At 67.0% G+C, this 23,260-nt stretch carries 22 protein-coding genes, 1 tRNA gene and 1 pseudogene; 16 read left to right on the top strand and 8 right to left on the bottom strand.

All coding sequences use genetic code 11. The features are described 5' to 3' along the window. Positions 1–83: 83 nt before the first annotated feature. The 4 genes from D3874_RS18785 to D3874_RS18800 all read left to right on the top strand — a co-directional run bounded on the left by D3874_RS18785 (position 84) and on the right by D3874_RS18800 (position 4,507). Positions 84–899 (top strand): universal stress protein, encoded by an 816-nt coding sequence (locus tag D3874_RS18785; protein WP_158596105.1) that lies wholly within the window; start codon positions 84–86, stop codon positions 897–899. A gap of 34 nt (positions 900–933) precedes the next feature. Continuing rightward, positions 934–1,314, top strand: a complete 381-nt coding sequence (locus D3874_RS18790) for a hypothetical protein (RefSeq protein ID WP_119779612.1) — start codon at positions 934–936, stop codon at positions 1,312–1,314. Positions 1,315–1,415: 101 nt separating this feature from the next. Next, positions 1,416–2,669 carry a D-amino acid dehydrogenase gene (locus tag D3874_RS18795; protein ID WP_119779614.1) on the top strand — a complete coding sequence of 418 codons (1,254 nt, stop codon included), beginning with the start codon at positions 1,416–1,418 and terminating at the stop codon, positions 2,667–2,669. Between the two features lie 74 nt (positions 2,670–2,743). Next, positions 2,744–4,507: a sulfatase-like hydrolase/transferase gene (locus D3874_RS18800; RefSeq protein WP_119779617.1), complete on the top strand. Its 1,764-nt coding sequence runs from the start codon at positions 2,744–2,746 to the stop codon at positions 4,505–4,507. Between the two features lie 180 nt (positions 4,508–4,687). Here D3874_RS18800 and D3874_RS30605 read toward each other — a convergent pair whose 3' ends face one another. After that, the gene (locus D3874_RS30605; protein ID WP_233560025.1) at positions 4,688–5,131 is read right to left on the bottom strand and encodes a TauD/TfdA dioxygenase family protein; all 444 of its coding nucleotides are present in this window, start codon (positions 5,129–5,131) and stop codon (positions 4,688–4,690) included. Then, positions 5,115–5,546, bottom strand: a complete 432-nt coding sequence (locus D3874_RS30610; RefSeq protein ID WP_233560027.1) for a TauD/TfdA dioxygenase family protein — start codon at positions 5,544–5,546, stop codon at positions 5,115–5,117. Before D3874_RS30610 ends, D3874_RS30605 begins: the two co-directional genes overlap by 17 nt. A gap of 153 nt (positions 5,547–5,699) precedes the next feature. Between D3874_RS30610 and D3874_RS18810 the strand changes: the two genes are divergently transcribed. Then, on the top strand, positions 5,700–6,383 hold the full coding sequence (locus D3874_RS18810; protein WP_199699144.1) for a VOC family protein: 684 nt from the start codon (positions 5,700–5,702) through the stop codon (positions 6,381–6,383). A gap of 143 nt (positions 6,384–6,526) precedes the next feature. Here D3874_RS18810 and D3874_RS18815 read toward each other — a convergent pair whose 3' ends face one another. Continuing rightward, positions 6,527–8,764: a DUF1302 domain-containing protein gene (locus tag D3874_RS18815; protein ID WP_119779623.1), complete on the bottom strand. Its 2,238-nt coding sequence runs from the start codon at positions 8,762–8,764 to the stop codon at positions 6,527–6,529. A 30-nt stretch (positions 8,765–8,794) separates the two neighbouring features. After that, a complete protein-coding gene (locus D3874_RS18820) occupies positions 8,795–10,174 on the bottom strand; it encodes a DUF1329 domain-containing protein (protein ID WP_119779626.1) in 1,380 nt (459 codons plus the stop codon). A 248-nt stretch (positions 10,175–10,422) separates the two neighbouring features. Between D3874_RS18820 and D3874_RS18825 the strand changes: the two genes are divergently transcribed. The 6 genes from D3874_RS18825 to D3874_RS18850 all read left to right on the top strand — a co-directional run bounded on the left by D3874_RS18825 (position 10,423) and on the right by D3874_RS18850 (position 16,955). Then, positions 10,423–11,805 (top strand): cytochrome P450, encoded by a 1,383-nt coding sequence (locus D3874_RS18825; protein WP_119779629.1) that lies wholly within the window; start codon positions 10,423–10,425, stop codon positions 11,803–11,805. A gap of 50 nt (positions 11,806–11,855) precedes the next feature. Further along, positions 11,856–12,836, top strand: a complete 981-nt coding sequence (locus D3874_RS18830; protein WP_119779631.1) for a fumarylacetoacetate hydrolase family protein — start codon at positions 11,856–11,858, stop codon at positions 12,834–12,836. Continuing rightward, the gene (locus D3874_RS18835) at positions 12,833–13,894 is read left to right on the top strand and encodes a zinc-binding dehydrogenase (protein WP_119779633.1); all 1,062 of its coding nucleotides are present in this window, start codon (positions 12,833–12,835) and stop codon (positions 13,892–13,894) included. The genes D3874_RS18830 and D3874_RS18835 overlap by 4 nt, the downstream gene beginning before the upstream one ends. Continuing rightward, positions 13,891–15,699: an FAD-dependent monooxygenase gene (locus D3874_RS18840; protein WP_119779635.1), complete on the top strand. Its 1,809-nt coding sequence runs from the start codon at positions 13,891–13,893 to the stop codon at positions 15,697–15,699. The genes D3874_RS18835 and D3874_RS18840 overlap by 4 nt, the downstream gene beginning before the upstream one ends. A 17-nt stretch (positions 15,700–15,716) precedes the next feature. Beyond that, positions 15,717–16,178: a VOC family protein gene (locus D3874_RS18845; RefSeq protein WP_119779637.1), complete on the top strand. Its 462-nt coding sequence runs from the start codon at positions 15,717–15,719 to the stop codon at positions 16,176–16,178. Positions 16,179–16,277: 99 nt separating this feature from the next. After that, positions 16,278–16,955, top strand: coding sequence for a TetR/AcrR family transcriptional regulator (locus tag D3874_RS18850; protein ID WP_147385725.1), 678 nt, complete (start codon positions 16,278–16,280; stop codon positions 16,953–16,955). 37 nt (positions 16,956–16,992) lie between these two features. Here the strand turns inward: D3874_RS18850 and D3874_RS18855 are convergent. Beyond that, a tRNA-Val gene (locus tag D3874_RS18855) sits at positions 16,993–17,067 on the bottom strand. 234 nt (positions 17,068–17,301) lie between these two features. Between D3874_RS18855 and D3874_RS18860 the strand changes: the two genes are divergently transcribed. The 3 genes from D3874_RS18860 to D3874_RS32105 are packed head-to-tail and all read left to right on the top strand — an operon-like array spanning position 17,302 to position 18,739. Beyond that, the gene (locus tag D3874_RS18860) at positions 17,302–18,231 is read left to right on the top strand and encodes an N-formylglutamate amidohydrolase (RefSeq protein ID WP_199699145.1); all 930 of its coding nucleotides are present in this window, start codon (positions 17,302–17,304) and stop codon (positions 18,229–18,231) included. Next, positions 18,228–18,545 carry a GNAT family N-acetyltransferase gene (locus tag D3874_RS32100; protein ID WP_408899972.1) on the top strand — a complete coding sequence of 106 codons (318 nt, stop codon included), beginning with the start codon at positions 18,228–18,230 and terminating at the stop codon, positions 18,543–18,545. Before D3874_RS18860 ends, D3874_RS32100 begins: the two co-directional genes overlap by 4 nt. After that, entirely contained in the window at positions 18,539–18,739 is a 201-nt protein-coding gene (locus tag D3874_RS32105) for a GNAT family N-acetyltransferase (protein WP_408899973.1), read from the top strand. The genes D3874_RS32100 and D3874_RS32105 overlap by 7 nt, the downstream gene beginning before the upstream one ends. Positions 18,740–19,048: 309 nt before the next feature. Here D3874_RS32105 and D3874_RS18870 read toward each other — a convergent pair whose 3' ends face one another. Both D3874_RS18870 and D3874_RS18875 read right to left on the bottom strand, forming a co-directional pair. Then, entirely contained in the window at positions 19,049–19,579 is a 531-nt protein-coding gene (locus D3874_RS18870; RefSeq protein WP_408899996.1) for a diacylglycerol/lipid kinase family protein, read from the bottom strand. Between the two features lie 93 nt (positions 19,580–19,672). Further along, positions 19,673–20,010: pseudogene (locus D3874_RS18875) on the bottom strand (diacylglycerol/lipid kinase family protein); the annotation flags it as partial. A gap of 155 nt (positions 20,011–20,165) precedes the next feature. Between D3874_RS18875 and D3874_RS18880 the strand changes: the two are divergent. Both D3874_RS18880 and D3874_RS18885 read left to right on the top strand, forming a co-directional pair. After that, positions 20,166–21,092 (top strand): UDP-2,3-diacylglucosamine diphosphatase, encoded by a 927-nt coding sequence (locus tag D3874_RS18880; RefSeq protein ID WP_233560031.1) that lies wholly within the window; start codon positions 20,166–20,168, stop codon positions 21,090–21,092. A gap of 62 nt (positions 21,093–21,154) precedes the next feature. Continuing rightward, on the top strand, positions 21,155–22,216 hold the full coding sequence (locus D3874_RS18885) for a glycosyltransferase family 4 protein (RefSeq protein WP_119782380.1): 1,062 nt from the start codon (positions 21,155–21,157) through the stop codon (positions 22,214–22,216). On the opposite strand, the gene D3874_RS18890 is transcribed toward D3874_RS18885, so the two are convergent. After that, positions 22,098–23,216 (bottom strand): NADPH:quinone oxidoreductase family protein, encoded by a 1,119-nt coding sequence (locus D3874_RS18890; protein ID WP_119779645.1) that lies wholly within the window; start codon positions 23,214–23,216, stop codon positions 22,098–22,100. The genes D3874_RS18885 and D3874_RS18890 overlap by 119 nt on opposite strands. Positions 23,217–23,260 lie beyond the last annotated feature (44 nt).

Here is a 23,260-nt window from a genome sequence, read left to right on the forward strand (position 1 = left end):
CCGCCGCACCAGCCGGGCATTGTTGAGTCAATGAATCCTAGACGAGCGCTGCCAGGGTGAACGCGATGGCTTACAAGACGCTGATGGTACACGTGGATGAAGGCCCTGACGCGGCCGCCCGTGTCGAATTCGCCTGCACGCTTGCCGATCGCTTCGACGCCGCCCTGATCGGCGTGGCCGCCTGCCCGATGAAAATGCCGCTGACCGATCCCTATACCACGGGCGGCATGGTCATCGATTTCCTGCAGCAGGAGCATGACCGAGCCGAGGCCTGCATCAAGCAGGCCGAGGAGATCTTCAACACCGCGGCCGCCGCGCACAAATGCCGGACCGAATGGCGCAGCGCCCTCCGCCTCCCCACCCCCGTGCTCGCCCACGAGAGCCGCGCCGCCGACCTGATCATCGTCGGCCGCGACCGCCCGCAGGACGGGCACCGCCAGGCCCTGGAGCCGGGCGATCTGATCATGAATGCCGGCCGGCCGGTTCTCGTCGTGCCGCCGGCGGCAGCGCCCGACACGGCCCCCTCGGGGGTGCTGATCGCCTGGAAGGAAAGCCGGGAGGCGCGCCGGGCCGTCGTCGATGCCCTGCCGCTATTGCAGATCGCCGCGAAAGTCACCGTGGCGGAGATCTGCGAAGACGACGAGATCGAGCAGTCCCAGCGCCGGCTGGGCGATGTGGCGGCGTTCCTTGGTCGTCACGGCGTCAATGCCGACCCCGTGGTCCTGCCGGCGCAGGCCGGGTCCGTGGCCGATCGCCTGATCGCCTTTGCCGGGCGGGAGCGCGCCGGCCTGGTCGTCATGGGCGGCTATGGCCACGCCCGCATGCGCGAATGGGTCTTCGGCGGGGCGACGCGCGAGATGCTGGGCCACAGCCCGGTCTGCTGCCTGTTCAGCCACTGACCCCGAGCACAAGCGACAGTTGGGATATCACGCCATGACCACCCTGCCCGAAGGGTTCCACCACCTCCACCTGGAACTGGCCCGCGAATCGGGCCATCCCGACGGCGACAGCCATCACGGCTACGACATCGTCGCCCCGCTCACCCTCGACGGCCATCTCGACCCGGTCGCCTGGCGTGCCGATCCCCACCTGTGCCACGTCAGGCGCTTCCGTCCCGACCGGGACGATGCCGTCGGCAAGCTGGCGCGGCGGCCGGGCGGCCAGTGGTATATCGACTACGGCCCGGGCAGCGCCGACGACGAGGCGGGCTTCCGCTTCAACGACGAACGCTTCGTTCCCGGCGAATATGTGTCGATCCGCGAAGACGACGGCGAATTCCACGCCTTCAAGGTCGCCCTGGTGCGCCCGCTCTGAGCGCGCGTCTCCCTGAACGGTTTTCCGGCGATGTCAGCGGCCTGGGACAACGCTCTCGCCGCGTCTATGGTTGAGGGCGCCAGACAACGGAGAGCCATGTCGTGAAGATTGCCATCCTGGGAAGCGGCGTGATCGGCGTCACCTCGGCCTATTATCTCGCCGAGGCCGGCCATGAGGTGGTGGTGGTGGACCGCCAGCCGGGGCCTGCCCTGGAGACCAGCTTTGCCAATGCCGGCGAAGTCTCGCCTGGTTACGCCTCGCCCTGGGCCGGGCCGGGCGTGCCGCTCAAGGCGGTGAAATGGGTGACGATGCGGCACGGTCCCCTGGTGGTGCGGCCCAAGCTGAGCCCGGCCATGTGGATCTGGATTGCACAGATGCTGCGCAACTGCACCAGCGCCCGCTATGCCCTCAACAAGAGCCGCATGGTTAGGCTGGCCGAATACAGCCGTGACGTCCTACGGGCGCTCCGCGCCGAAACCGGCATCGCCTATGACGAGCGCACCCAGGGCACCTTGCAGTTGTTCCGCACCCAGGCCCAGGTCGACGGGGCGGCGGGCGATATTGCCGTGCTGAAGGACTACGGCGTGCCCTTCGAGGTGCTCGATCCGGCCGGCTGCACCGTTGCCGAACCGGCCCTGGCCGCCGTCCGCGAGAAGATCCGCGGCGGCCTCAGGCTGCCGGGCGACGAGACCGGCGATTGCCAGATGTTCACGACCCGCCTGGCCGGCCTCGCCGCCGCGCTGGGTGTCACCTTCCGCTACGGTGTCGACATCCAGGGCCTCACGACCGAGGGGGACCGCATCGCCGCGATCGCAACCGCCGGCGGGCCGGTTACCGCGGACGCCTACGTCGTGGCCCTGGGCAGCTATTCGCCGCTGCTGCTCAAGCCGATCGGGCTGTCGCTGCCGGTCTATCCGGTGAAGGGCTATTCGATCACCCTGCCCGTCACGCAGGCCGCCGCCGCGCCCGTGTCGACCGTGATGGACGAAACCTACAAGGTGGCGATCACCCGGCTGGGCGAGCGCATCCGCGTCGGCGGCACGGCGGAACTCAGCGGCTATGACCTCGCCCTGCGCAACGCCAGGCAGGCCACCCTGGTTCATTCCGCCAGCGACCTGTTCCCCCAGGGCGGCGATTTCGCCCAGGCCAGTTTCTGGTGCGGCCTGCGCCCGATGACGCCCGACGGCACCCCGGTCATCGGCGCCACCAGGTATCGCAACCTACACCTCAACACCGGCCACGGCACCCTGGGCTGGACCATGGCCTGCGGTTCCGGCCGGGTGCTCGCCGATCTGATCTCGGGCAAGACGCCGGACATCGACACCAGCGACTTAGGCATCGCGCGCTATCGGTGAAGGCCAGCACCACCCCTTGCAGTTAATTATATTCTATGGGAGTAATATTTAGACGATAAGAATAGGAATGCTTGATGGCGGACACCGGCTTTGGCGGCGGCAACGGCGACAAGCCGCGTGGCCTTACCCGCAAGGAATTCCTGCTGGGTGCCAGCGCCCTGGCCGGACTGGCCGGCTGCCGCGAGGAGGTGGCGCGGGGCAAAACCGCCGCTGCGCCCGCGCCGGCGATCCATCGGGGCCGGCGGCACAACATCCTGATGATCCTGACCGATCAGGAGCGCGCCGATGTCGACCTGCCGGCGACCCTGTCGCTGCCCCATCACGAGCGGCTGCGCGCGCGGTCGGTGAACTTCACCAATTACCATGTCACCACCGCGCCCTGTTCGCCCTCGCGCTCGGTCATCTATACCGGGCGCCATACCAAATACACCCGCGTGCTGGGCAATCCCGGCACGACCCTGCCGGCGGAACTCGACACCTCGATCAGCACCATCGGCACCATGCTGCGCGAACAGGGTTACTACACCGCCTATAAGGGCAAGTGGCACCTCTCACCGCTCTACGTCATCCTCGATACGCAACTGTTCGCCTACCCGACCAAGACCGATGCCCTGGAGCCGTTCGGCTTCTCCGACTATTCGGTGATGGGCGACCGCCTGGGCGGGGTCTGGGACGGTTTCATCCACGACCGCGAGATTGCCGGCGAGGCCGTGCAGTGGCTGCACGGCAAGGCCAGGTCCCTGGGCGACGACCAGCCCTGGTTCCTGGCCGTCAACCTGGTCAACCCGCACGACATGATGTTCTTCGACGCCGGCGGCGAACAGCGGGCGACCCAGACCCTGCCCGACCTGCTTCAGCCGCTGCGGGAGGCCCCTGGCCTGTGGCCCTATACGGAAGATCTTGCCGTCGCCCTGCCGCGCAGCCACCACGCGGATGACCTGTCGACCAAGCCCTGGGCACACCGGGCGTTCCGCGAAATCAACAATACCGTGTTCGGCCGGATCGGCGACGAGGCGGCCTGGGCCCGCGCGCAGAACTACTATTTCAACTGCATCCGCGACGTCGACCAGTATGTCGGCGTGGTGCTGGACGCGCTGGCCGCCGCTGGCCTCGCCGACAACACGATCGTGTTGCTGTCGTCCGATCATGGCGAGATGGCCGGCGCCCATGGCCTGCGCGAGAAGGGCCCCTGCATCTACAAGGAAAATGTGCGCGTGCCCCTGATCGTCCATCACCCGGACATCGCGGCGGGGCGCGACACCGCGGCCCTGGGCAGTGCCCTGGATCTCGCCCCCACGATCCTGAGCATGGCCGGCCTGGAAGACGGCGAGCGCCGTTCGCGCTATCCCGACCTCAAGGGCATCGACCTGTCGCCGGCGATCGGCACGGTTGGCGGGAAATCCGCGCGCGACGACCGCGGCATGCTGTTCTATTTCGGCGTCGGCATCTGGGCCGATCCGCCGTTCGCCAAGCAGGCCCTGGCGTCATTCCGCGAGGGCGGCATGCCGCAGGTCTATGTCGATGCCATCCTGTCGGGGCAACTGGGCCCGTCGCTGCGCAGCCGGGCGCTGTTCCGCGGCCTCTACGACGGCCGCTACAAGTTCGCCCGCTATTTCGGCGGCGAGGAGCACAACACGCCGGCCGATCTCGGCGCGCTGCTCCGCGACAACGACGTGGAACTCTACGATACCCAGGCCGATCCGGACGAATTGGTCAACCTGGCGGTGAACCCTGAACCGCATCGCGACCTGCTCACCCGCCTGAACGCGGCGACCAATGCCGCTGTCCTCGCCGAACTGTCGGACGGCGACAAGGACGACGGCTCGGAATTCGATTGAAGGCTCGCCATAGGGGCGCCTGGCAGAGACGTCGTGCGTCCTTCGAGACGGCCCTTCGGGCCTCCTCAGGATGAGGAGAATCTTTATGGCAAAAAGACTCTCCTCATCCTGAGGAGCCATGCGAAGCGTGGCGTCTCGAAGGACGCACGCCCCCTCCCCAGGCTCCAAGACGATTGAGCGTCAATAGGGCTTGTCGCCGACCACGGTCACCCGCTCCACCCGTCTCACCTGCGGCCAGTAGTCCGACACCGCATAGTGCTGGCAGGCGCGATTGTCCCAGAAGGCGATCGAGTTCTGGCGCCAGCGGAAACGGCATTGATATTCCGGGGCTTTGGCCTGGATGTAGAGATGTTCGAGCAGGGCGTCGGATTCGGCCCGTTCCATGCCGACGATATGCTCGGTGAAGGCCCGGTTGACGTAGAGGCCCCGGCGCCCGGTCTCGGGATGGGTCCTGACCACCGGATGCTCGGCCAGGGGGAACCGCTTGCGTGCCTCGTCGAACAGTTCCTCGGGCAGGCCGCGCAGGCGCAATTCCCGGCGGAAGAATTCCGTGCCGTGGACGGCGGTGCGGCCTTCGATCTGCTGCTTGATCGCGTCGCTGAGGCCGTCATAGGCCGCATACATGTCGCAAAAACAGCGTGTCGCCGCCGACGGGGGGCATTTCGATGCCGCGCAGGATGGAACCCAGGGACGGCTCCAGGCGCCAGGTGACGTCGCTGTGCCATTCGTTCTCGCGGCCGGGGTTGCTCTCGTCATGGGTGATGGCGAGAACTTCCGGATAGCCCGGCTTGCAGGGGGCGAAGGGGTGTACTTCCAACGCGCCGAAGCGGCGGGCAAAGGCCAGATGCTGCTCGGTGGTGATATCCTGGTCGCGGAAGAACAGGACCTTGCGGTCCAGCAGCGCGGCGCGCAGGCCGGCAATGACCGCGTCGGAAAGCGCCTCCCGCAGGTCGATGCCGTCGATCTCCGCCCCGATGGTGGGGGTCATGGGCATCAGGCGAAATGGCAAGGCGTCCAGCCTGGCTAGCTGCTCGGTCACAGGTCCCTCCACGGCATTTTATTCTTCCGTCGATCGGCATCGTAGCCTGCAATAATTCTTCATCAAAGACTAATTTATCGTATTTTGGAGTTTGAATCATCGCACCCCGCCGTGGTATTGAACCAGGGCTGTGGAAGCCGAAGGTGACGATCAATGCACGCTGCCCAAAACATGGCGCCCGAGCGCACCTCCGCCCTGCCGCCCACGGCACGCGAGCGTGGCGTGATCGCGCCGCAGATGCTGGCCCATGTCGTCCTGCGCACGGCCCAGTACAAACGCATGGTCGCCTGGTACCAGACGGTGCTGAATGCCCAGATCAGCTTCGCCAACCAGCGCATCACCTTCATGACCTATGACGGCGAACACCACCGCGTCGCCATCGCCAACATGCCCGTGGTCGGGCGCCGGGCCAAGCACCGCGCCGGCGTCGATCACATCGCCTTCACCTATGCCAGCCTGGGCGACCTGCTCGAAACCCATGCCAGGCTGAAGCGCGAGGGGATCGACCCTGCCTGGTGCATCAACCACGGGCCGACCACGTCGCTCTACTACGAGGACCCCGACGGCGGCTTCATCGAGTTGCAGGTGGACAATTTCGACTCGATCGAAGCCCTGACCCAATGGGCCATGAAGGGCGACTTCGAGAACAATCCGATCGGCACGCCCTTCGACCCTTCCGCCTTGCGGGCGCGGTTGATGGCCGGGGAATCCGAAGACGTGCTGAAGCGGCGGATCGAGATCGGCCCTCAGGACGGCAGTTCGGCACCGCGCGCCTATTTCGGCACCTTCATCTATGGCCTGGTCCAGCTCGCCAAGCGCCTCGGCGTCAAGACCTGACCGAGGATCCGCCATGATCATCGCGACCTTGCTCGGCGTGGGTTTGCTCCTTGCCTTGATCAGGCAGGCGAAGCGGTTCGCGGTGTCCAGACGCGCACGCCATGCGGCCGCGGCCAAACAGCGAGACCGCCGATCCCCCTAGGTCAAAACTGGTAGGTGGCGACCACGCCGACGAAATCACGGTCGATGAACGGGTTGCGCGAGCCGCTGTAACCGCCGCCGGCGCCGAAGGATTTCAGGAAATTGGCGGTCACCGAGAATTGCTGGGTGATATCCGTCTTCACGCTGAACATCAGCGAGGTCATGCCCTTGACGAAGCCGGGCAGCGGCGTCGGCGTGATGCCGAACAGGCCGGTCGAGAAGGCAATCGACGGGGTTACCGTCATGTCGCCGATCAGGTCGGGATACTCGAAGAAGAAGATGCCCTGCACACCGCCCGACCATTGCGACGGGGTGTGGCCGGTCGGCACGAAGGGAAAGCCTTGGGAGGTCGCCTCCACCGGCTGGGTCAGGGGCATGCCGGCAACCGTCAGCGAGCGGGCATAGAAATCGGTAAAGCCGGTCTGACCATAGGCCGCATAGGGCGTGCCCTCGTTCAGGTCGACGTGGATGCCGCCGAACTCGACCAGGCCGATGATCGAGTTCGCCCCGGTTACGCGGGCCAGCAGGTCGGTGCCGCCAAAGATCTTGGTGAAGCGCAGCGCCGCCTGCCAGACATTGTGAAGCTCGCTGCCATAGATGACGCGGCCGGGAATCTGCTGGCCGTCGAACTCGCCGCCCGGCCCTTCGATATAGGGGGCGATGCCGAAATTGCTGCCGGTTATCGGCCCGAAGCCCAGTTGCGCGCCGTAGGCGGCATTGTCGAGCGGCACGCCGCCCAACTGATTGAGCGCCTGGGTCAGGAACAGCGGGCCGGAGACGATGACCGGCACGCCGTGCTTGAAGGACAACTCGCCGTTGATGGCGATGCCCGTGGAGCTTTCCGTGGTGCTGAAGGCAAAGCCCAGCATCTGCACATTGTCGGGGTAGTATTTGTAGATGGCGCTGCCGTCCATGTTCTCGAACACCACGCTGCGCGGCAAGGTGCCCACGCTGGGATCGAGAAGCTGGGCCAGCAGGGGCGAGACCACCGGGTCCGTCAGGTCGGTCAGCAGATCCCCGGTCAGTTGCAGCGTGGGGTCGAGGGCCTTCAGCGCGGCAACGACCAGTTCCTGCTGCTCCACGCCCAGTTTCGTCACGATCGTGTTCAGCAGGCCGGGCACGGCCTGGGTGAGGTTCAGCTCGCCGGTGCCGTTGGCATAGGTTTCCGGGGCCTTGAAATAGAGCCCCGGCAGCGTGCTGCGGTAATTGGCATAGTAGAACTGGAATTCCGTGTTGTTCAGGTCGGGCGAGAAATAGCGCAAGGAGGCACCGAAGCTGCCGCCCGAGGTTTCGTCGTCGGTGAGGATCGGGATGCCGACGGAAACCGCCTGCGGGCCGCTGCCGTAGGGATAAGGCGGCGTATCGTAGTCGGCAAAATCGTCGCGGCCCACGGTATAGGCACGGGTATCGCCGTAGTCCGTCTGGGCCGAGGTCCCCTCCGCCCCGCGGCAGATATTGTCGTTGAAGCTGAGAAAGGCACCGCAGGCGGGCAGCCTCACGGCCTCGAAGTCCAGGGTGTAGAAGGCCTCGGCCGTAAGCCCCTCGGCCACCTCATAGGTGACATCGATCATGGGGGTGGGGATCAGGGCGTCCTTCAGCTCCGCCCCCGGGCTCAGCACCTTGTTCACGTCGAAGGCATTGATGACCGAGATGCCGTTCAGGGTGAAGAACGCCTCGCCCCAGTTCAGGATCTGGCTGCCGGCCTTGACCGTGAGGGTGCGGTCGAAGAGCGAGAAATTGCCGCCGACATAGTATTCCCGGAATTCGGCGTCCCAGGCCGCGTAGTCCTTGGCTTCGGGCGAATATTCGCCGCGATAGGGCCGCTCCGGCGGGCCGTTGACGGCCAGGTCGTTGTTGGCGGCAATCGAATCGAAGAAGGCCGTGCCGCTGAGCACGCCGAAATAGTTGCGCCACTTCAGGCGCATCTCCGAGGTGATCGTGGTAACCTGCGAGGTCAGGTCGTACTTGTCGTAGTTCAGGTTGCCGTCGTCGCTGTCCGACGTGGTCATCCGCCCGCCGTTGGAATAGCCGACATTCCGGGGGTCGCGGTCGGCCATGCGCATCTGCGCGCCGACCGACAGGGTGGTGATGATGGTGCCGGTCAGTTCGTCGCCCATCTCGAACTCATAGGCCAGGGCGCTCGTCCCCAGGAGCAGGGCCGCCATGGCGGCGGCGCTCACGCAGGAGGCGGGCGACAGCTTGAGGCCGCGCCGGCGCGCGGCAGGAATCGTCGACGTCATGGTATCCCCCCAGGCCAGTGCCGATTGCCGCTATTGCGCGCCCAGGCGCCTGATGGCGTCCGGCGTGAACATGGAATTGTCGATGCCTGTCGGTTTGCTCTCGACGGGCTTTTCCTCGCCCTTGAGGCCGAACACCACGTATTTGCCTGATTGCAGGTCGTGATTGATCTCGAGCGCCGACGAGCAGAACGGCACCTCGTAGTAGTTGATGATCGGGCCGTCCTGCATGCGCCACAGCGAGCCGCGGGTGTCATAGGCATCGACCAGCGAGATGTTGAAGCCGTCCTCGTCGACGAAGAAGGTGCGCCGGCCATAGCTGTGGCGCGTCCCTTCCTTCAGCCTGGCATCGACCACGAAAGCCCGGTGCAGCTCGTAACGGGCAAAATCCTGGTTCAGGTGATTGGGCGTCAGCAGTTCCTTGTACTTGTGCGCGGGCGAGGTCAGCTCATAGGCGTTGTAACCCATGTAGATCTCGCGCATCGGCTTCAGGTCGAAGGTGTAGCGGTCTGTCGCGCCGTTATACATGTCGAAGGTATCGGCCGGGGCCAGGCCGTCGGTCTGCGGCGCCGGGTTGTCGTAGGCGACATTGGGCGCCTTGATGACGCGGCGGGTGCCCGGGTTGTAGAGCCAGGCCTGGCGCGGCAGTTCCTTGGCATTGATGGTGTCGAGCACCAGCAGGATGGTCCCCGCCGCCTTGGGCGGATAGGTGATGAAGTTGAGGTAGGAGACGAAGATATTGTTGAGCTGCTTGATATCGCTGACGTCACCCACCTCGCTCAGGCCCGGCCCCGAGTAATGGATGATGCCGAAATCCCGGCCCTTCACCGTGTCATAGGCGCCGTCACGGGCGACCAGGGCGGCCGCGAAATAGCGGCGGAACTTGAAGCCGCGGTAGTGCAGCCGGTGATTCCAGATCACCTCGACACCCGATTTCGGGATCGGGAACGGGTTGCCCAGCAGGGCATCGTTCAGGCCGTTGTTGTCCTCGGTCATGGTCGCCGTGACGGCGTTCTTCTTGTTGGCCTCGTAGACCCGCTCGGGCAGGGCGCACGAGCGCCTGGTCTGGTAGACCGGCAGCCTGTAGGTCGCATAGAGCTTCAGCATGGCCTGCTGGCCCGCCGTCAGTCTGTCCTTGTACTGTTCGGCATTGGCCCCGGTGATGGTGAACTTCGGCTTGTCGTCCGGGTAGGGATTGGTCATGTGCTTGCCCGGCACATAACTCGTCGGCGGCGCGGTCAGGCCGCCGTCCCAGGCCGGGATCGAGCCGTCGGCGTTCCCCGCGCGGATGCCGCCCAGGGGCGTCAGGTCCTTGTCCAGCCGGTCGGCCTCGGCCTGCGAAACCTTCGCCTGTGCGCCGCCCACAACAGCCAAGGCCAATAGCCCGGCCAGCGTTACCGCCACCGCCTTCATGCGCACTCCCCTTTATCCCTGGGCCCTTTGACGGGCTTCGAAGCGCGAGGGTGGCCCGCGGTCACCGCCCTGTAAACTCAAAATACTACCGATATGAAGAATATTTTATATTTCTTGGTTGTATTATTTGGCCACTCGGCGAGGCTGTCGGGCGGTGGCGGCGCTGCCGCGGACCGTGCGCAAGTGGATGTTGACATAAAATTATATCTGAGAGAATAAACTATTATACACAATGTGAGAGAGGCGCCATGAGGGGAGATCTGCCGGCCGGCCGCGAGGAGGCGCCCTTCGACCCGTTGAGCGCCGACATCCGGCGTTGCCCTCACCCGCACTACGACCGGCTCAACGCCCGGCCGGTGACGGCCCTGCCGGACCACCCGAACTTCTACCTCGTGAGCGGTTACGACACGGTCGTCGACGTGCTGATGGACCCCGGCACCTATGACGGCCAGCCCTTTCCGGGCAGCGAGGTGCCGATCATGTCGGCGATGAGGCCGGAACCGCATGCCCGCGTGCGCGGCGCCGTCCAGTCCATCTTCACCAGGAAAGCCCTGGAACAACTGACGCCCTATATCGAGGCGGTGGTCCGCCGCCGCACCGACGAGTTGCTGCGGCAGGGACGCGGCGACCTCATGGCCCTGTGGGCCAACCCGATTCCGCTGAGCGTGATCGCCCGGATGTTCGGTTTCCCCGATGGCGAGGCCGACCTGGCCCGCCTGCACCGCTATGGCGATGCCGCGATCCGCCTTGCCATCCCCTACGGCGGGCCGGGCCGGCCCCTGCCCAAGGGCCTGCGGGCACGCTGGCGCCAGATCGTCGGGCTGGGGCGGGCGATTCCTTCGCTGCTGCGCCTGCTGTTCCTGATGCCCGCCTCGGAACGCCGGCCCCAGGGCAGGTTTCCCAACCCGATGGCCGACAAGCCCGGCTATCCGCGCACGGGCCTGCCCCATCATCCCGAACTCGCCCACCTGGCGATCGATTTCCAGGTCGAGGTGCTGAAGATCTTCAAGCAGCGCCTGGCCAGGCCGGGCAACGAGGTCGCGGACCTGCTGATCCCGCCGTTCCAGCGCGGGGAATTGAGCCTGCGCGAGACGCTGGGCGCGGCGCAGCAGATCCTGGTGGCCGGCTACGAGACCACCGCCAACACCCTGGCCAGCGCGATCTACCGGCTGGCCCAGGATCCCGGCCTTCTCACCTTCCTCAAGGCCGATGCAACCCGCATCGAGACATTCGTCGAGGAACTGCTGCGCCTGGATGCACCGCTCCAGCGCACCCTGCGCCGGACGACGCGCCCGGTAACGCTGGCCGGCGTCGACCTGCCCGAAAACGCGCAACTGATCGTCATGCTGGGCGCCGCCAATGTCGACGGCGCCCGCTTCGACTGCCCGCACCAGTTCGATCCCGAACGCAAGCTGGCCAGCCGCCACCTGGCCTTCGGGCGCGGCATCCACATCTGCCTGGGCGCGCAACTGGCGCGGCTGGAGGTCAGGCTGGCCCTGACCGAATTGCTGGGCCGGATCGACGGCGTCGGCCTCGACCCGGCGAACCCGCCGGAACGGGTGGTCGACAAGGATATCGGCATGTGGGGCTTCGCCCGCCTGCCGGTCACGATCGTGCCCAAGGCCAGTTGACATTTAAGAGGATAAAAATTTATTCTTTCTAGAATAAATATGGAGCCATCATGAAGCTTTCCAGCCTGCTGATCGGTGATCGGACCCGCCTGTGCGCCTTGACCGCCGACCACAAGGCGATGATCGACCTCGATGCCGCGGCGCAGGCCCTGCACGGCGCCGCCGAGCCGATCTACGCCTCCCTGCTGGCCCTGATCGAAGCCGGGCCGGCGGGCCTCGACAAGGCGCGGGCGCTGCACGAGACCGCGGACGACCAGCGCCCCGAGGCCGCCATGCTGCCGCTGGAAGGGCTTTGCTTCGCGCCGCCGTTGACCCCGCCGCGCATGCTGTGCTTCAGCGTCTACGACAAGCATATCAAGCGGGCCTTCGAGGCGGCGGTGACCATGCGCACCGGGCGCGGGTTCGGCGGCCTGGTCAAGCGGCTGAACCTGCTGAAGGTGCCCAAGCGCTTCTATCAGCGGCCGCTCTACTACAAGGGCAACCACCTCTCGGTCAGCGGCCACGACCAGCCGGTGCAGTGGCCGCACTACACCAAGCTGATGGATTACGAGCTCGAACTGGGCGTGGTGCTGTGGAACCGGGGCAAGAACATCAAGGCCAACGATGCCGCGAGCCATATCTTCGGTTACACCTGCTTTAACGACTTTTCCGCCCGCGACGTGCTGATGCAGGAGATCATGCGCGGCGTCGGGCCGGTGAAGGGCAAGGATTTCGACACCGGCAACGCCATGGGGCCATGGGTCGTCACCGCCGACGAAATTCCCGACCCCTACGACCTGAAGATGGAGGTGCGGGTCAATGGCGAGGTGCGCGGCCGTTCGTCCACCAGCCACATGTGCCATCCCATCCAGCGCATGATCGAAGTCGCCTCGGACGAGGAATTGATCGTCCCCGGCACCTTCTTCGGCACCGGGGCCGCCGATCACGGCTGCGGCATCGAGGATTTGCGCTTCCTCGAACCCGATGACGTGGTGGAGATCGAATTGGAGCGGATCGGCACCCTGCGCAACCGCGTGGTGAAGCCGTCATGAAAGGCATCGTCCTCGACGCCGGCGGGCAACACGGCCAGTTCGTCCCCCGCGCCGACCTGCCCCAGCCGCTGCCCCGGGCCGACGAGATCGTCATCCGCCTGGCCGGCACCTCGGTCAACCCGATCGAAACCATGATGCGCGACAACTATGGCGAAGCGCTGTTCAAGTGGCTGCGTCGCCGCGGCCCGCGCCTCCTGGGGCTGGAGGGGGCGGGCCACGTCACGGCAATCGGCAAGGACGTGACCGGCTTTGCCCTCGGCGATCCGGTCATGGCGGTCACCATGCCGTATCTCGGCGGGTTTCACGCCCAGGCCGCGGCGGTGCCCGCGCGCTTCGCCTGCAAGATCCCGCGCGGCGTCTCGATGGCCGAGGCTTGCGTCCTGCCCTACGCCGGCATGACGGCCATGGCCGTCCTCGCCGCCTGCGGCCTCGATGCCAAGACGGCGGCGGGGCGCCGCATCCTGGTCCATGGCGGCTCGGGCGGGGTGGGCTCGCTCCTGGTACAGATTTTCCATGCCTGGGGCGCCTGGGTCGCCACCACCTGCAGCGCCGGCAACACGGATTTCGTCCGAAGCCTGGGGGCGGACCGCGCCATCGACTACCGGGCGGAGCACTTCAACGAGGTGCTGAAGGATCTGGACCTGGTGGTCAACACCGTGGCCCCCAAGGGCGAGCGCCTGGAAGAGGCCCCGCACCTGTCGGTCCTGCGCCGCGGCGGCACCTATGTCAGCCTGATTTCGCCCACCCTGACCCTGGCCGATCGCCTGGGCGCGCCCGTCGGGCTTGCCGCGTCGGTGGCCTGGATGGGCGTGGCCCGGCTGCGCTGGCGCCTGGCCGCCGGCAAGCATCATCACTGGGTCTACATGCGTCCCTCGGGTGAACAGCTTGCCCGGCTGGGCGGCTGGGTCGCCAGCGGCATGGTGCGCCCGGTGATCGGCAGCACGGTGCCGCTCGAGGCCGTCGACCGTGCCTTTGCCCAGGTCGGGCAGGCCCCCGCCCGCGGCAAGATCCTGATCGCGATCGATCCGGCCGCCATGATCGGCGAGGCGGCGGCATGAGCGATACCTATGACGTTGCCATCGTCGGCGCCGGCCCGGTCGGCCTGAGCGCCGCCCTGCTGGCCGCCAAGGCCGGCTTGCGCACCGCCCTGATCGAGCGGCGCGCGGCCCCCATCGGCTATCCCGCCGGCCACGTGCTCAACCAGCGTTCGCTGGAGATCTGGCGCCAGATTGCCCCCGATCTCGAAGCGTCGATCCGCAACGACAGTGCTTCGCTCGAGCAACTGCGCCTGATCGTCTGGTGTGCCAGCCTGGCCGGCACGGAACTGGCCCGGATCCGCCTGATTCCGCAAGACCCGACGGAAATGGCCGAGCTGCTGTCGCAAAGCCCCAGCCGGCAACTGCACTACCCCCAGAGCCGGCTGGAAGCCCAGTTGTGGCGCGCGGTCGAGGCCAGCCCGTCCATCGACTTCCACAAGGGCACGAAGGTCGGCCGCGTCGGCCAGGACGGCGGCCAGGTGACGATCGACACCGAGGGGGCGGGACGCCTGACCGCCCGCTACTGCCTGGCGGCCGACGGTGCCCGCAGTGCGATCCGCGAAGGCCTGGGGATCGGCATGCCCGGCCCCCTGCTGGCCCGCGTCGCCAGCGTGAACTTCAAGGCCAATCTCGACCGCTTCATCCGCTGCCGGCCGGCGGTGATCTACTGGATCTACAACCGGCATCTCGTCGGCCCCCTGATTCGCCACCTGAGCGACGAGTGGATCCTGATGGCCATGCTGCACCCGCCGCAGGAAGCCGAGCAGTTCGACGAGCAGCACTGGCGCCGGCTGATCGCCGCGGCGATCGGCACGCCCGCGGTCGACGTCAAGATCCAGTCGATCGGCGGCTGGGCCATGACCGCCCAGGTGGCCGAGCGGATGCGCGAAGGCCGCGTCTTCCTGGTGGGCGACGCCGCGCATCGCTTCCCGCCCACCGGGGGCTACGGCATCAACACCGGCGTGCAGGATGTCCACAACCTGATCTGGAAGTTGAAGGCGGTGATCGACGGCCACGCCGGCGATGCCCTGCTCGACAGCTACGACGTGGAGCGCAAGGCGGTCGCCCACCGGAATTGCGCGCGCAGCGTCAAGAACCAGGACGACATGGACCAGATCAACGCGGCCGTGGCCCTGCGCCAGGACGACGTCCGCCGCCTGCACGCCATGATGGAACGGCCCTGGTTTCGGGGGCTGCCGCACCGGTTCCAGTTGAAGATCGCCGAGGTGCTGCCGCGCCTGGGCCTGCGCAAGATCGCGCGGCTGGAAGCCGACGATGCCCGCGGCCGGCGCATGCGCCAGCGCCTGGGCGCGGCGGCCGAGGGCCAGCGCGCCCATTTCGGCGGCGCCCACGCGGTCGACCTCGGCTATCGCTACCACGGCGCGCTGACCCTGCCCTGTCCGGTCGAACCGGGTGAACTGTCGCCGTCCGATACCGAGTATCGGCCGGGCAGCGTGCCCGGCATCAAGCTGGCCCATGGCTGGATCGATCACGAGGGCGTGCTGAAGTCGAGCCATGACCTGATCGATTACGCGACCTTCACCCTGATCACCGACAGCGCCGGGGCGGAACCCTGGACCCGCGCGCTGGCGCAAGCCTCCGGCCGCCTGCTCTATCCGGTCCGGCTGGTGACCGTGGCGGACGGGGACGACGGCGTCGATGCCCAGCCCGCCCATCGCTGGCCCAGCCGCCGCGGCATCGATCCCGGCGGCGCGATCCTGGTGCGGCCGGACGGCCACGTCGCCTGGCGCGCCCGCGAACTGCCGGTGGCCCCGGCCCTGGCGCTGGCCGCCGCCTTCTCGACCCTCGCACAGGCTTTCGGCTGAAGGCCCGGAGACACATCATGACCGGCCATCCGCTGCGCCTCGACGCCATCGAACTCCAAAGCCGCCGCCACGTCGCCATGATCCGCTGGTACCAGATCGTGCTGGACGCTGAGGTGATCCACCGCGATGCCATCCAATGCTGGCTGCGCACCGGCGCCGGCACGACCCTCATTCTGGTCGCCACGGCCCAGGCGCCGCGGCCGCGCGAGGTGGCCGGCATCGCCGGCCCGGCCTTCGCCGTGTCCGACGAGGCGGCACTGGCCGGCCTTTGCCGCCGGCTCGAGCGGGTGAACATCTATCCCGAACGCGCCTTGCGCAACCTGCTTGCCACCAGCGTCGTCTATCGCGATCCCGACGGGAATCCAGTGGCCTTCAAGGCGCTGGCGGCGGTCGTACCACAGGGTGCCACGGTCGATCCGCTGGGCGAGGAGATCGACCCGCGCGGCCTGGGAATCGCGGTGCAGGCGCAGGCCTCCTGAGCGGACCTAAGCGGCGAGCCCTGCGGCCGAAAAGCCACTGCCCCGCGAACAATTAGACGGTATGGTCAGTCATTCGCGTTGATCGAAAGCGGTGAATTGATGGCCAAGGTGGCGGAAGCAGGCACGACCCCGAAAGTACGGCGCAGCGCCGGGCGCCCGCGGCTGCGCGACCGCGGCGTACCGGCGACCGAATCGATCCTGGACCTGGCCCTGCAGATTTTCGGCCGCAACGGCTTCGAGGGCACCAATATCGCCGACATCGCACGCGAGGCCGGGGTTGCCAAGCCGCTGATCCACTATCACTTCGAAACCAAGGAAAAGCTGTGGCAGGCGGCCGTCGCCCACGCCATGGGCAAGCTTTCGGCGGAATTCGCCAATATCAATTTCGAACTGCGCGACCTCGACCAGATCGCGCAGCTCAGCGTCGTCCTGCGCCGCTTCACCTATTATTGCGCGCGCAACCACGCGGTAACCAACATCATCATCCAGGAAGTCGTGCGCGGGACCGAGCGGGCGAAATGGCTGACCACCACCTATGTCGAACCGATGTTCACCCTGGTGGAGGGCCTGCTGAACGCCGTGGCCGAGACGGGCAAGATCAGGAAGGTCGATCCGGCGCACTTCCTGCCGATGCTCCAGGGCGCGGTCAACGGCTTCTTCGCCTTCTCGACCATGCTGTCCTCGCGCTACGGCATCGACGCGCTCAGCGACGAGATGGTGCGGGCCCATGCCGAACTCGTGGTCGACGTCTTCCTGAGCTGGCTGCGGGTGCCCTGACGGCGGCAAGCCGCGCACGGGGCTAAAAGGTTTTGGATGGTGGACGCGGCTGGGATTGAACCAGCGACCCCTACGATGTCAACGTAGTGCTCTCCCACTGAGCTACGCGTCCGGACCATGCGAAGGATCGACGCGGTGGGTGCAGGGCGTCGGTCCAGGAAGCGGGGTATAAGGGAAAGCGGATGACCCTGCAACCCCTTTTCAACCACGCCCTGGCGCGGCCGGCCCGGCAATCGGGAAAGCTTACCCCCTGATCGGCAGGTGGGCTCTTCACCTGAGGCGCGGTTCAGACCATGCTAGGGTAGAACAACAACGACATGCCCGAGACCGGCACGAGACCTGCCCCTTGTCCATTGCCTCGCTCGCCACCGCCGATCTGCCGTCGCCGCTGCGCTCGCTGGGCGCGGGCGATGCGGCCGTGGCCGTAACCGGGCCGGCGGCCGACGTTGCCGCCGCCCCCCTGGTGCTGAGCTCGCCCCATTCGGGGGCCGACTACCCGGCCGATTTCCTGCGCCAGTCCCGCCTCGATCCGATCAGCCTGCGCCGTTCGGAGGATTGCTTCGTCGATCGCCTGTTCGAGACCGCCCCGGCCCGCGGCGCCACCATGGTGCGGGCGCTGTTTCCCCGTGCCTATGTCGATCCCAACCGCGAACCCTACGAACTCGACCCGGCGATGTTCCGCGATGCCCTGCCGGCCTTCGCCAATACCCGTTCGCTGCGGGTGCTGGGCGGGCTTGGCACCATCGCCCGGGTGGTCGCCGACGGTGCCGAGATCTACCGCGACAAGCTCGTCTTCGCCGAGGCCGAGGCCCGCATCACCCATTGCTATCGGCCCTACCACCAGGCCCTGGCCCAGGCGATCGCCCGGGCCGAGGCGGCGCACGGCCATGCCGTGCTGCTGGACTGCCATTCCATGCCTTCGATGGGCAGCCCGGGCGAGCGCGATGCCGGCCGCGGCCGGCCCGACATCGTGCTGGGCGACCGCTTCGGCATGAGCTGCGCCGGCATCGTCATCGAAACCGCGGAAAGCCTGCTACGCGACCTGGGCTACCGGGTCGGGCGCAACGACCCCTATGCCGGCGGCTATATCACCCATCACTACGGCCGGCCGCGCCGGGGCCGCCACGCCCTGCAGATCGAGCTGAACCGCAGCCTCTACATGGACGAGGCCCGGCTGGAACCCAACGACGGCTTCGCCCGCGTGCACGGCGATCTCGACCGCCTGATCGCGGCCCTGGCCGGCCTGCCCGCCAGCCAGTTGAAACCGGCTCCATGACGGTTGCGCTGCTGCGCCCCGCCACCATCGACGATGTGGCGGGGATCCAGGCGATCTATGCCCATCATGTCGCCACCGGCTTTGCCTCGTTCGAGGAAACCCCGCCCGACCCGGCCGAGATGACCCGCCGCTTGCGGGTGCTGCTGGACGGCGGCTTTCCCTATCTGGTGGCGGTGGATCCCGATGCTGGCAGCGTGCTGGGCTATGCCTATGCCGGCGCCTATCGGCCGCGCTCGGCCTATCGCTACACGGTGGAGGATTCGGTCTATGTCGCCCCCGCGGCGGTCGGCCGGGCATCGGCCGGGCCTTGCTGAGCCGCCTGATCGACGAGGCGAGCGCACGCGGCTTTCGCCAGATGGTGGCGGTGATCGGCGACAGCGGCAATACCGGCTCGATCGCCCTGCATGCGGCGCTGGGCTTCGCCCCGGTGGGCACCCTGCGCAATGTCGGCCTGAAGCGCGGCCGCTGGCTCGACAGCGTGCTGATGCAGCGCGCCCTGGTCGCCTGAGTTCCCCAGAGATCGGCCCGCCAGCGACCGGGCAAAAAAAGGGGCCACGTCGAAACGTGGCCCAAGTTTAGGGAGGAAACGCCCAGGAAGGGCAGCGACACCAGCAAGCTGATGCCGCGATGCACAATATGACATTGCACTGCGGCATTGCCAAGCCCCGTTCTCAACAAAATTGTGAGAAGGGCCACAAACCACTGAGATAACAATAAAATTTCAAATTAGAGCGCTTCCTCGAAAGATTGAAGCGAGTGTGACAGCTTCCCCGCAACGCAGACCGGCGCCTCCAGGTTGCCGCCAGAGCGGCGGCAACTATCCCTGACCAGGGAGCATCGCCGCCCCGGCCGAATCACCGATTGCCGGCGCGGCCACCACCACCGCGAGGCGGGCCTCGGCGACGGTCAGGCGGGCCGGCAGGGTGGCGATGATGTCACCGTCGCCCTGCACCGGATCGCCGGCCGGCCCGTCGATCATCACCTCGCGAAAAGGCTGCAGCACCACCGAGGACAGGCGCGGAATCAGGTCGAGGCCCAGGGCAAAGCCATAGCCCACCGCTGCCAGCCGCCCGCCCCGCCCGAACAGGCAGGCATCCAGCCGCTCGAGCCCCAGATCGGCCTGCGGGGCACAGACGAAGGCCCCGCCATAGCGCCGCCCGTTGGCCAGGATCGCCGAGGCGGCCTCGACCGGCGCGGCGCCGTCGAAGGCCAGGCGATAGGGGCGGAAATGGAAGTGGCCGAGCTGGCGCAGCATCTCGACGACATAGGCGAGCTTGCCCACCCGCCGTTTCAGCGCCCGCGACACCCCGGCCACCACATGGGCGTCATAGCCGACCCCGGCCATCATGGCGAAATGGCGCGAGCCCAGGGCCGAGGTCGCCCGCCCCAGATGAATCGGCCGTGCCAGGCCCGCCGCCAGGGTCTGGGCAATCGCCCCGGGCGTGCGCGGCAGCCCCAGTTCCAGGGCCAGCACATTGGCGGTGCCCAGGGGAATCAGCCCAGCGGCAGGTTCCCGCCCGCCAGGCCGTTGATGATCTCGTTGATCGTGCCGTCGCCGCCGGCGGCCACCACCATATCCGCCCGGCCGGCGCCGGTGGCCAGCGACCGGGCGATCTCGGTGGCGTGGCCGGGGCCCCGGGTCTCGACCAGTTCCACCACCAGGCCCATCGCCTCCAGGTGGCCCAGGACCACGCGGAAAAAACGCAGGCGACGCTGCCCCGCCGTGGGGTTATAGATCACTGCAAGCCGCCGGGCCGCGATCGCCATCAATACTGTCATGATACTGAAATAAACTTCATGATTCTGTCATTTCTTGGGTACTCACGGCAACACCGGAATGATTTTTAGTCAAGACATCTTCAAATATCAAAATATTGTGGTATCCACAATTGATGGCAACCAAATACTTGGATTTGTGACGAGAGGATTGCGCTTTGCTGACACGGATGATGCCGGCCTTGGCCCGGCGCCAGGACCGCGAGGCATCCCTCGATTCCGTGGCCGCGCTGTCGGCCGCCGCCACCGTGACCGAAACCGATCACGACGACGATGGTGACGGCGGTCGCAACAAGAAGCGTTACCGCACCATCTTCATTTCGGACATCCACCTGGGCACCCGCGGCTGCCAGGCCGACATGCTGCTGCATTTCCTCAAGCACACCGAATCGGAATATCTCTATCTGGTCGGCGACATCATCGACGGCTGGCGCCTGCGCCGGTCGTGGTACTGGCAGCAGAGCCACAACGACGTCATCCAGAAGGTGCTGCGCAAGGCGCGCAAGGGCACCAAGGTGATCTACATTCCCGGCAACCACGACGAGATGGCCCGGGCCTATGTCGACCTGCATTTCGGCGGGGTCGCGGTGATGATGGAAGCGGTCCACACCAGTGCCGACGGCCGCCGGTTCCTGGTGCTGCACGGCGATCATTTCGACGGCATCGTGAAGTATGCCAAGTGGCTGGCCCACCTGGGCGACTGGGCCTACAACATGGCGCTGACCCTCAACATCTGGTTCAACTGGGTGCGCAACCACCTGGGCTATCCCTATTGGTCGCTGTCGGCCTATCTCAAGCACCGGGTGAAGAACGCCGTCGAGTACATCTCGAGCTACGAGGTGGCGGTGGCCGAGGAGGCGCGCCGGCGCCATGCCGACGGCGTCGTCTGCGGTCACATCCACCATGCCGAGATCCGCAAGATCGACGGCATCGAATATTGCAACGACGGCGACTGGGTGGAAAGCTGCACCGCCCTGGTCGAACATGCCGACGGCCGGCTGGAGATCATTCACTGGGCGCCCGAATACGAACGCGAGCGGCTCAAGCCCCGCCAGAAGCAACAGGCCCTCGTCAGCGCTCAATGAACGCCTTTACCGAAACGATCGCCGTGATCGAGACCGCGAGCGTGCCCTCGACCCTGGCACCCATGCGCATCCTGATCGTCACCGACGCCTGGTACCCCCAGGTCAACGGCGTCGTCCGCACCCTGGACACGGTGGCGAGCGAGGCGGCCAAGCTGGGCCATGTGGTGGGCTTCGTGACACCGGACCGGTTCCGCACCGTGCCGATGCCGACCTACCCGGAAATCCGCCTGGCCATCGCCCCGCGCCGGCGCCTGGGCCGGCTGATCGAAAGCTTCCGCCCCGACGGCATCCACATCGCGACCGAAGGCCCGCTGGGCTGGGCCGCGCGCAAATGGTGCCTGAAGCGCGGCCTGCCCTTCACCACCGCCTATCACACCCGCTTTCCCGAATATGTGAAGGCGCGCTTCGGCGTGCCCTTGAGCCTGACCTTCCGCCTGGTGCGGCATTTCCATGCCCCCTCGCGCGGGCTGATGGTGGCGACCCGCTCGCTGCACCAGGAACTCCACGGCCGCGGCTTCACCAACCTGCGCCCCTGGTCGCGCGGCGTCGACCTCGACCGCTTCACCCCCGGCCCCAAGGACCTGCTGCCCCACCTGCCCCGGCCGATCTTCACCTATGTCGGCCGCCTGGCGGTGGAAAAGAACATCGACGCCTTCCTCTCCCTGGACCTGCCCGGTTCCAAGCTGGTGGTCGGCGACGGGCCGGAAATGGCCCGGCTGAAGGCGGCCTATCCGCAAGCCCATTTTGCCGGCGCCCGCCATGGCGAGGATCTGGTCGCCCATTTCCGCGCCGGCGACGTCTTCGTCTTCCCCTCGCTGACCGACACCTTCGGCCTGGTGATGCTGGAAGCCCTGGCCTGCGGCCTGCCGGTAGCCGCCTTCCCGGTTCACGGCCCCCTGGACGTGCTGGCGCCGCACGTCGGCGTCATGGACCAGGACCTGGGCGCCGCCTGCCGCCAGGCCCTGACCCTCGACCCGGATGCCTGCCGCCGCTACGCGCTGGGTTTCACCTGGGCCGCGACCGCCGCCCAGTTCGCCCACAACACCGCCCCCTTCCGCCAGGACTGGCCGGCCCGCAAGGACGGCCGGACGCTGGAACCGGTGCTGATCCCGCATCTGCCATAGCAGGCGCGCGGTGCGTCTTACCCCCGACTGTAATCACCACCTTGCCGGTCGAGCGGCGTTCCAGGACCAGGTCGAGGGCTTGGGCCGCCTTCTCGAGCGGCCTAGTATCGGAGACATGGGGGTTCAGGCGGCCCGCCTCCCACCAGCCGATCAGGGTGCGGAAACTGTCGGCCATGATTCCGGGCGCCTTGTCGGCATAGGCGCCCCACCAGAAGCCCACGGCATCGATATTCTTGACCAGCAGGCGGTTGGCGGCGATCTGCGGCACCTCGCCGCTGGCAAAGCCGATGATCAGGGCGCGTGCCTCGAAGGCGGCCGCCTTCAGCCCGGCCTCGAACAGCGCGCCGCCGACCGGATCGTAGATCACGTCGGCGCCGGCATCGCCGGTAACCTTCAGGATTTCGGCCTTGAGGTCCCCGGCCTCGGAATCGATCAGGTGATGGGCGCCCTGCGCCGCCGCGACATCGAGCTTGGCGCGCCCCTTGGCGACCGCGATCACCTCAGCCCCCATCAGCACGCCCAGTTCGACGGCGGTCAGGCCGACGCCGCCGGCCGCGCCCAGCACCAGCAGCCGCTCGCCCGCCTTCAGGCGGGCGCGATGCCACAGGCCCAGGTGCGAGGTGCCATAGGCCACGGGAAAGCCGGCGGCGATGGTGAAATCCATGGCCGCCGGGATCTTCACCGCCCGGGCGGCGTCGACCGCCACCTTCTCGGCGTAACCGCCCCAGGGCGGAATCGCCAGCACCCGGTCGCCGACGGCAAGGCCGCCGACGCCGGGGCCGACCTGGTCGACCAGGCCCGCCACCTCGAGCCCGGGGGCGAAGGGCAACGGCTGCCTGGTCTGATAGCGGCCGGCCAGCATCAGGCTGTCAGCGAAATTCACCCCGGCCGCCCGCACGGCAATCACGATCTCGCCCGCACCCGCCACCGGATCGGGGATTTCGGTCAGTCGCAGTCCCTTGGGGCCCTGGCCCAGGCTGCTCGCCAGCATTGCCTTCATCGTCTGTTCTCGTGGGCTGGGCGCCGTCGCCATAAGGTCACGCG

Source organism: Oleomonas cavernae (genome assembly GCF_003590945.1).
In the GTDB taxonomy this organism is placed as follows: domain Bacteria; phylum Pseudomonadota; class Alphaproteobacteria; order Zavarziniales; family Zavarziniaceae; genus Zavarzinia; species Zavarzinia cavernae.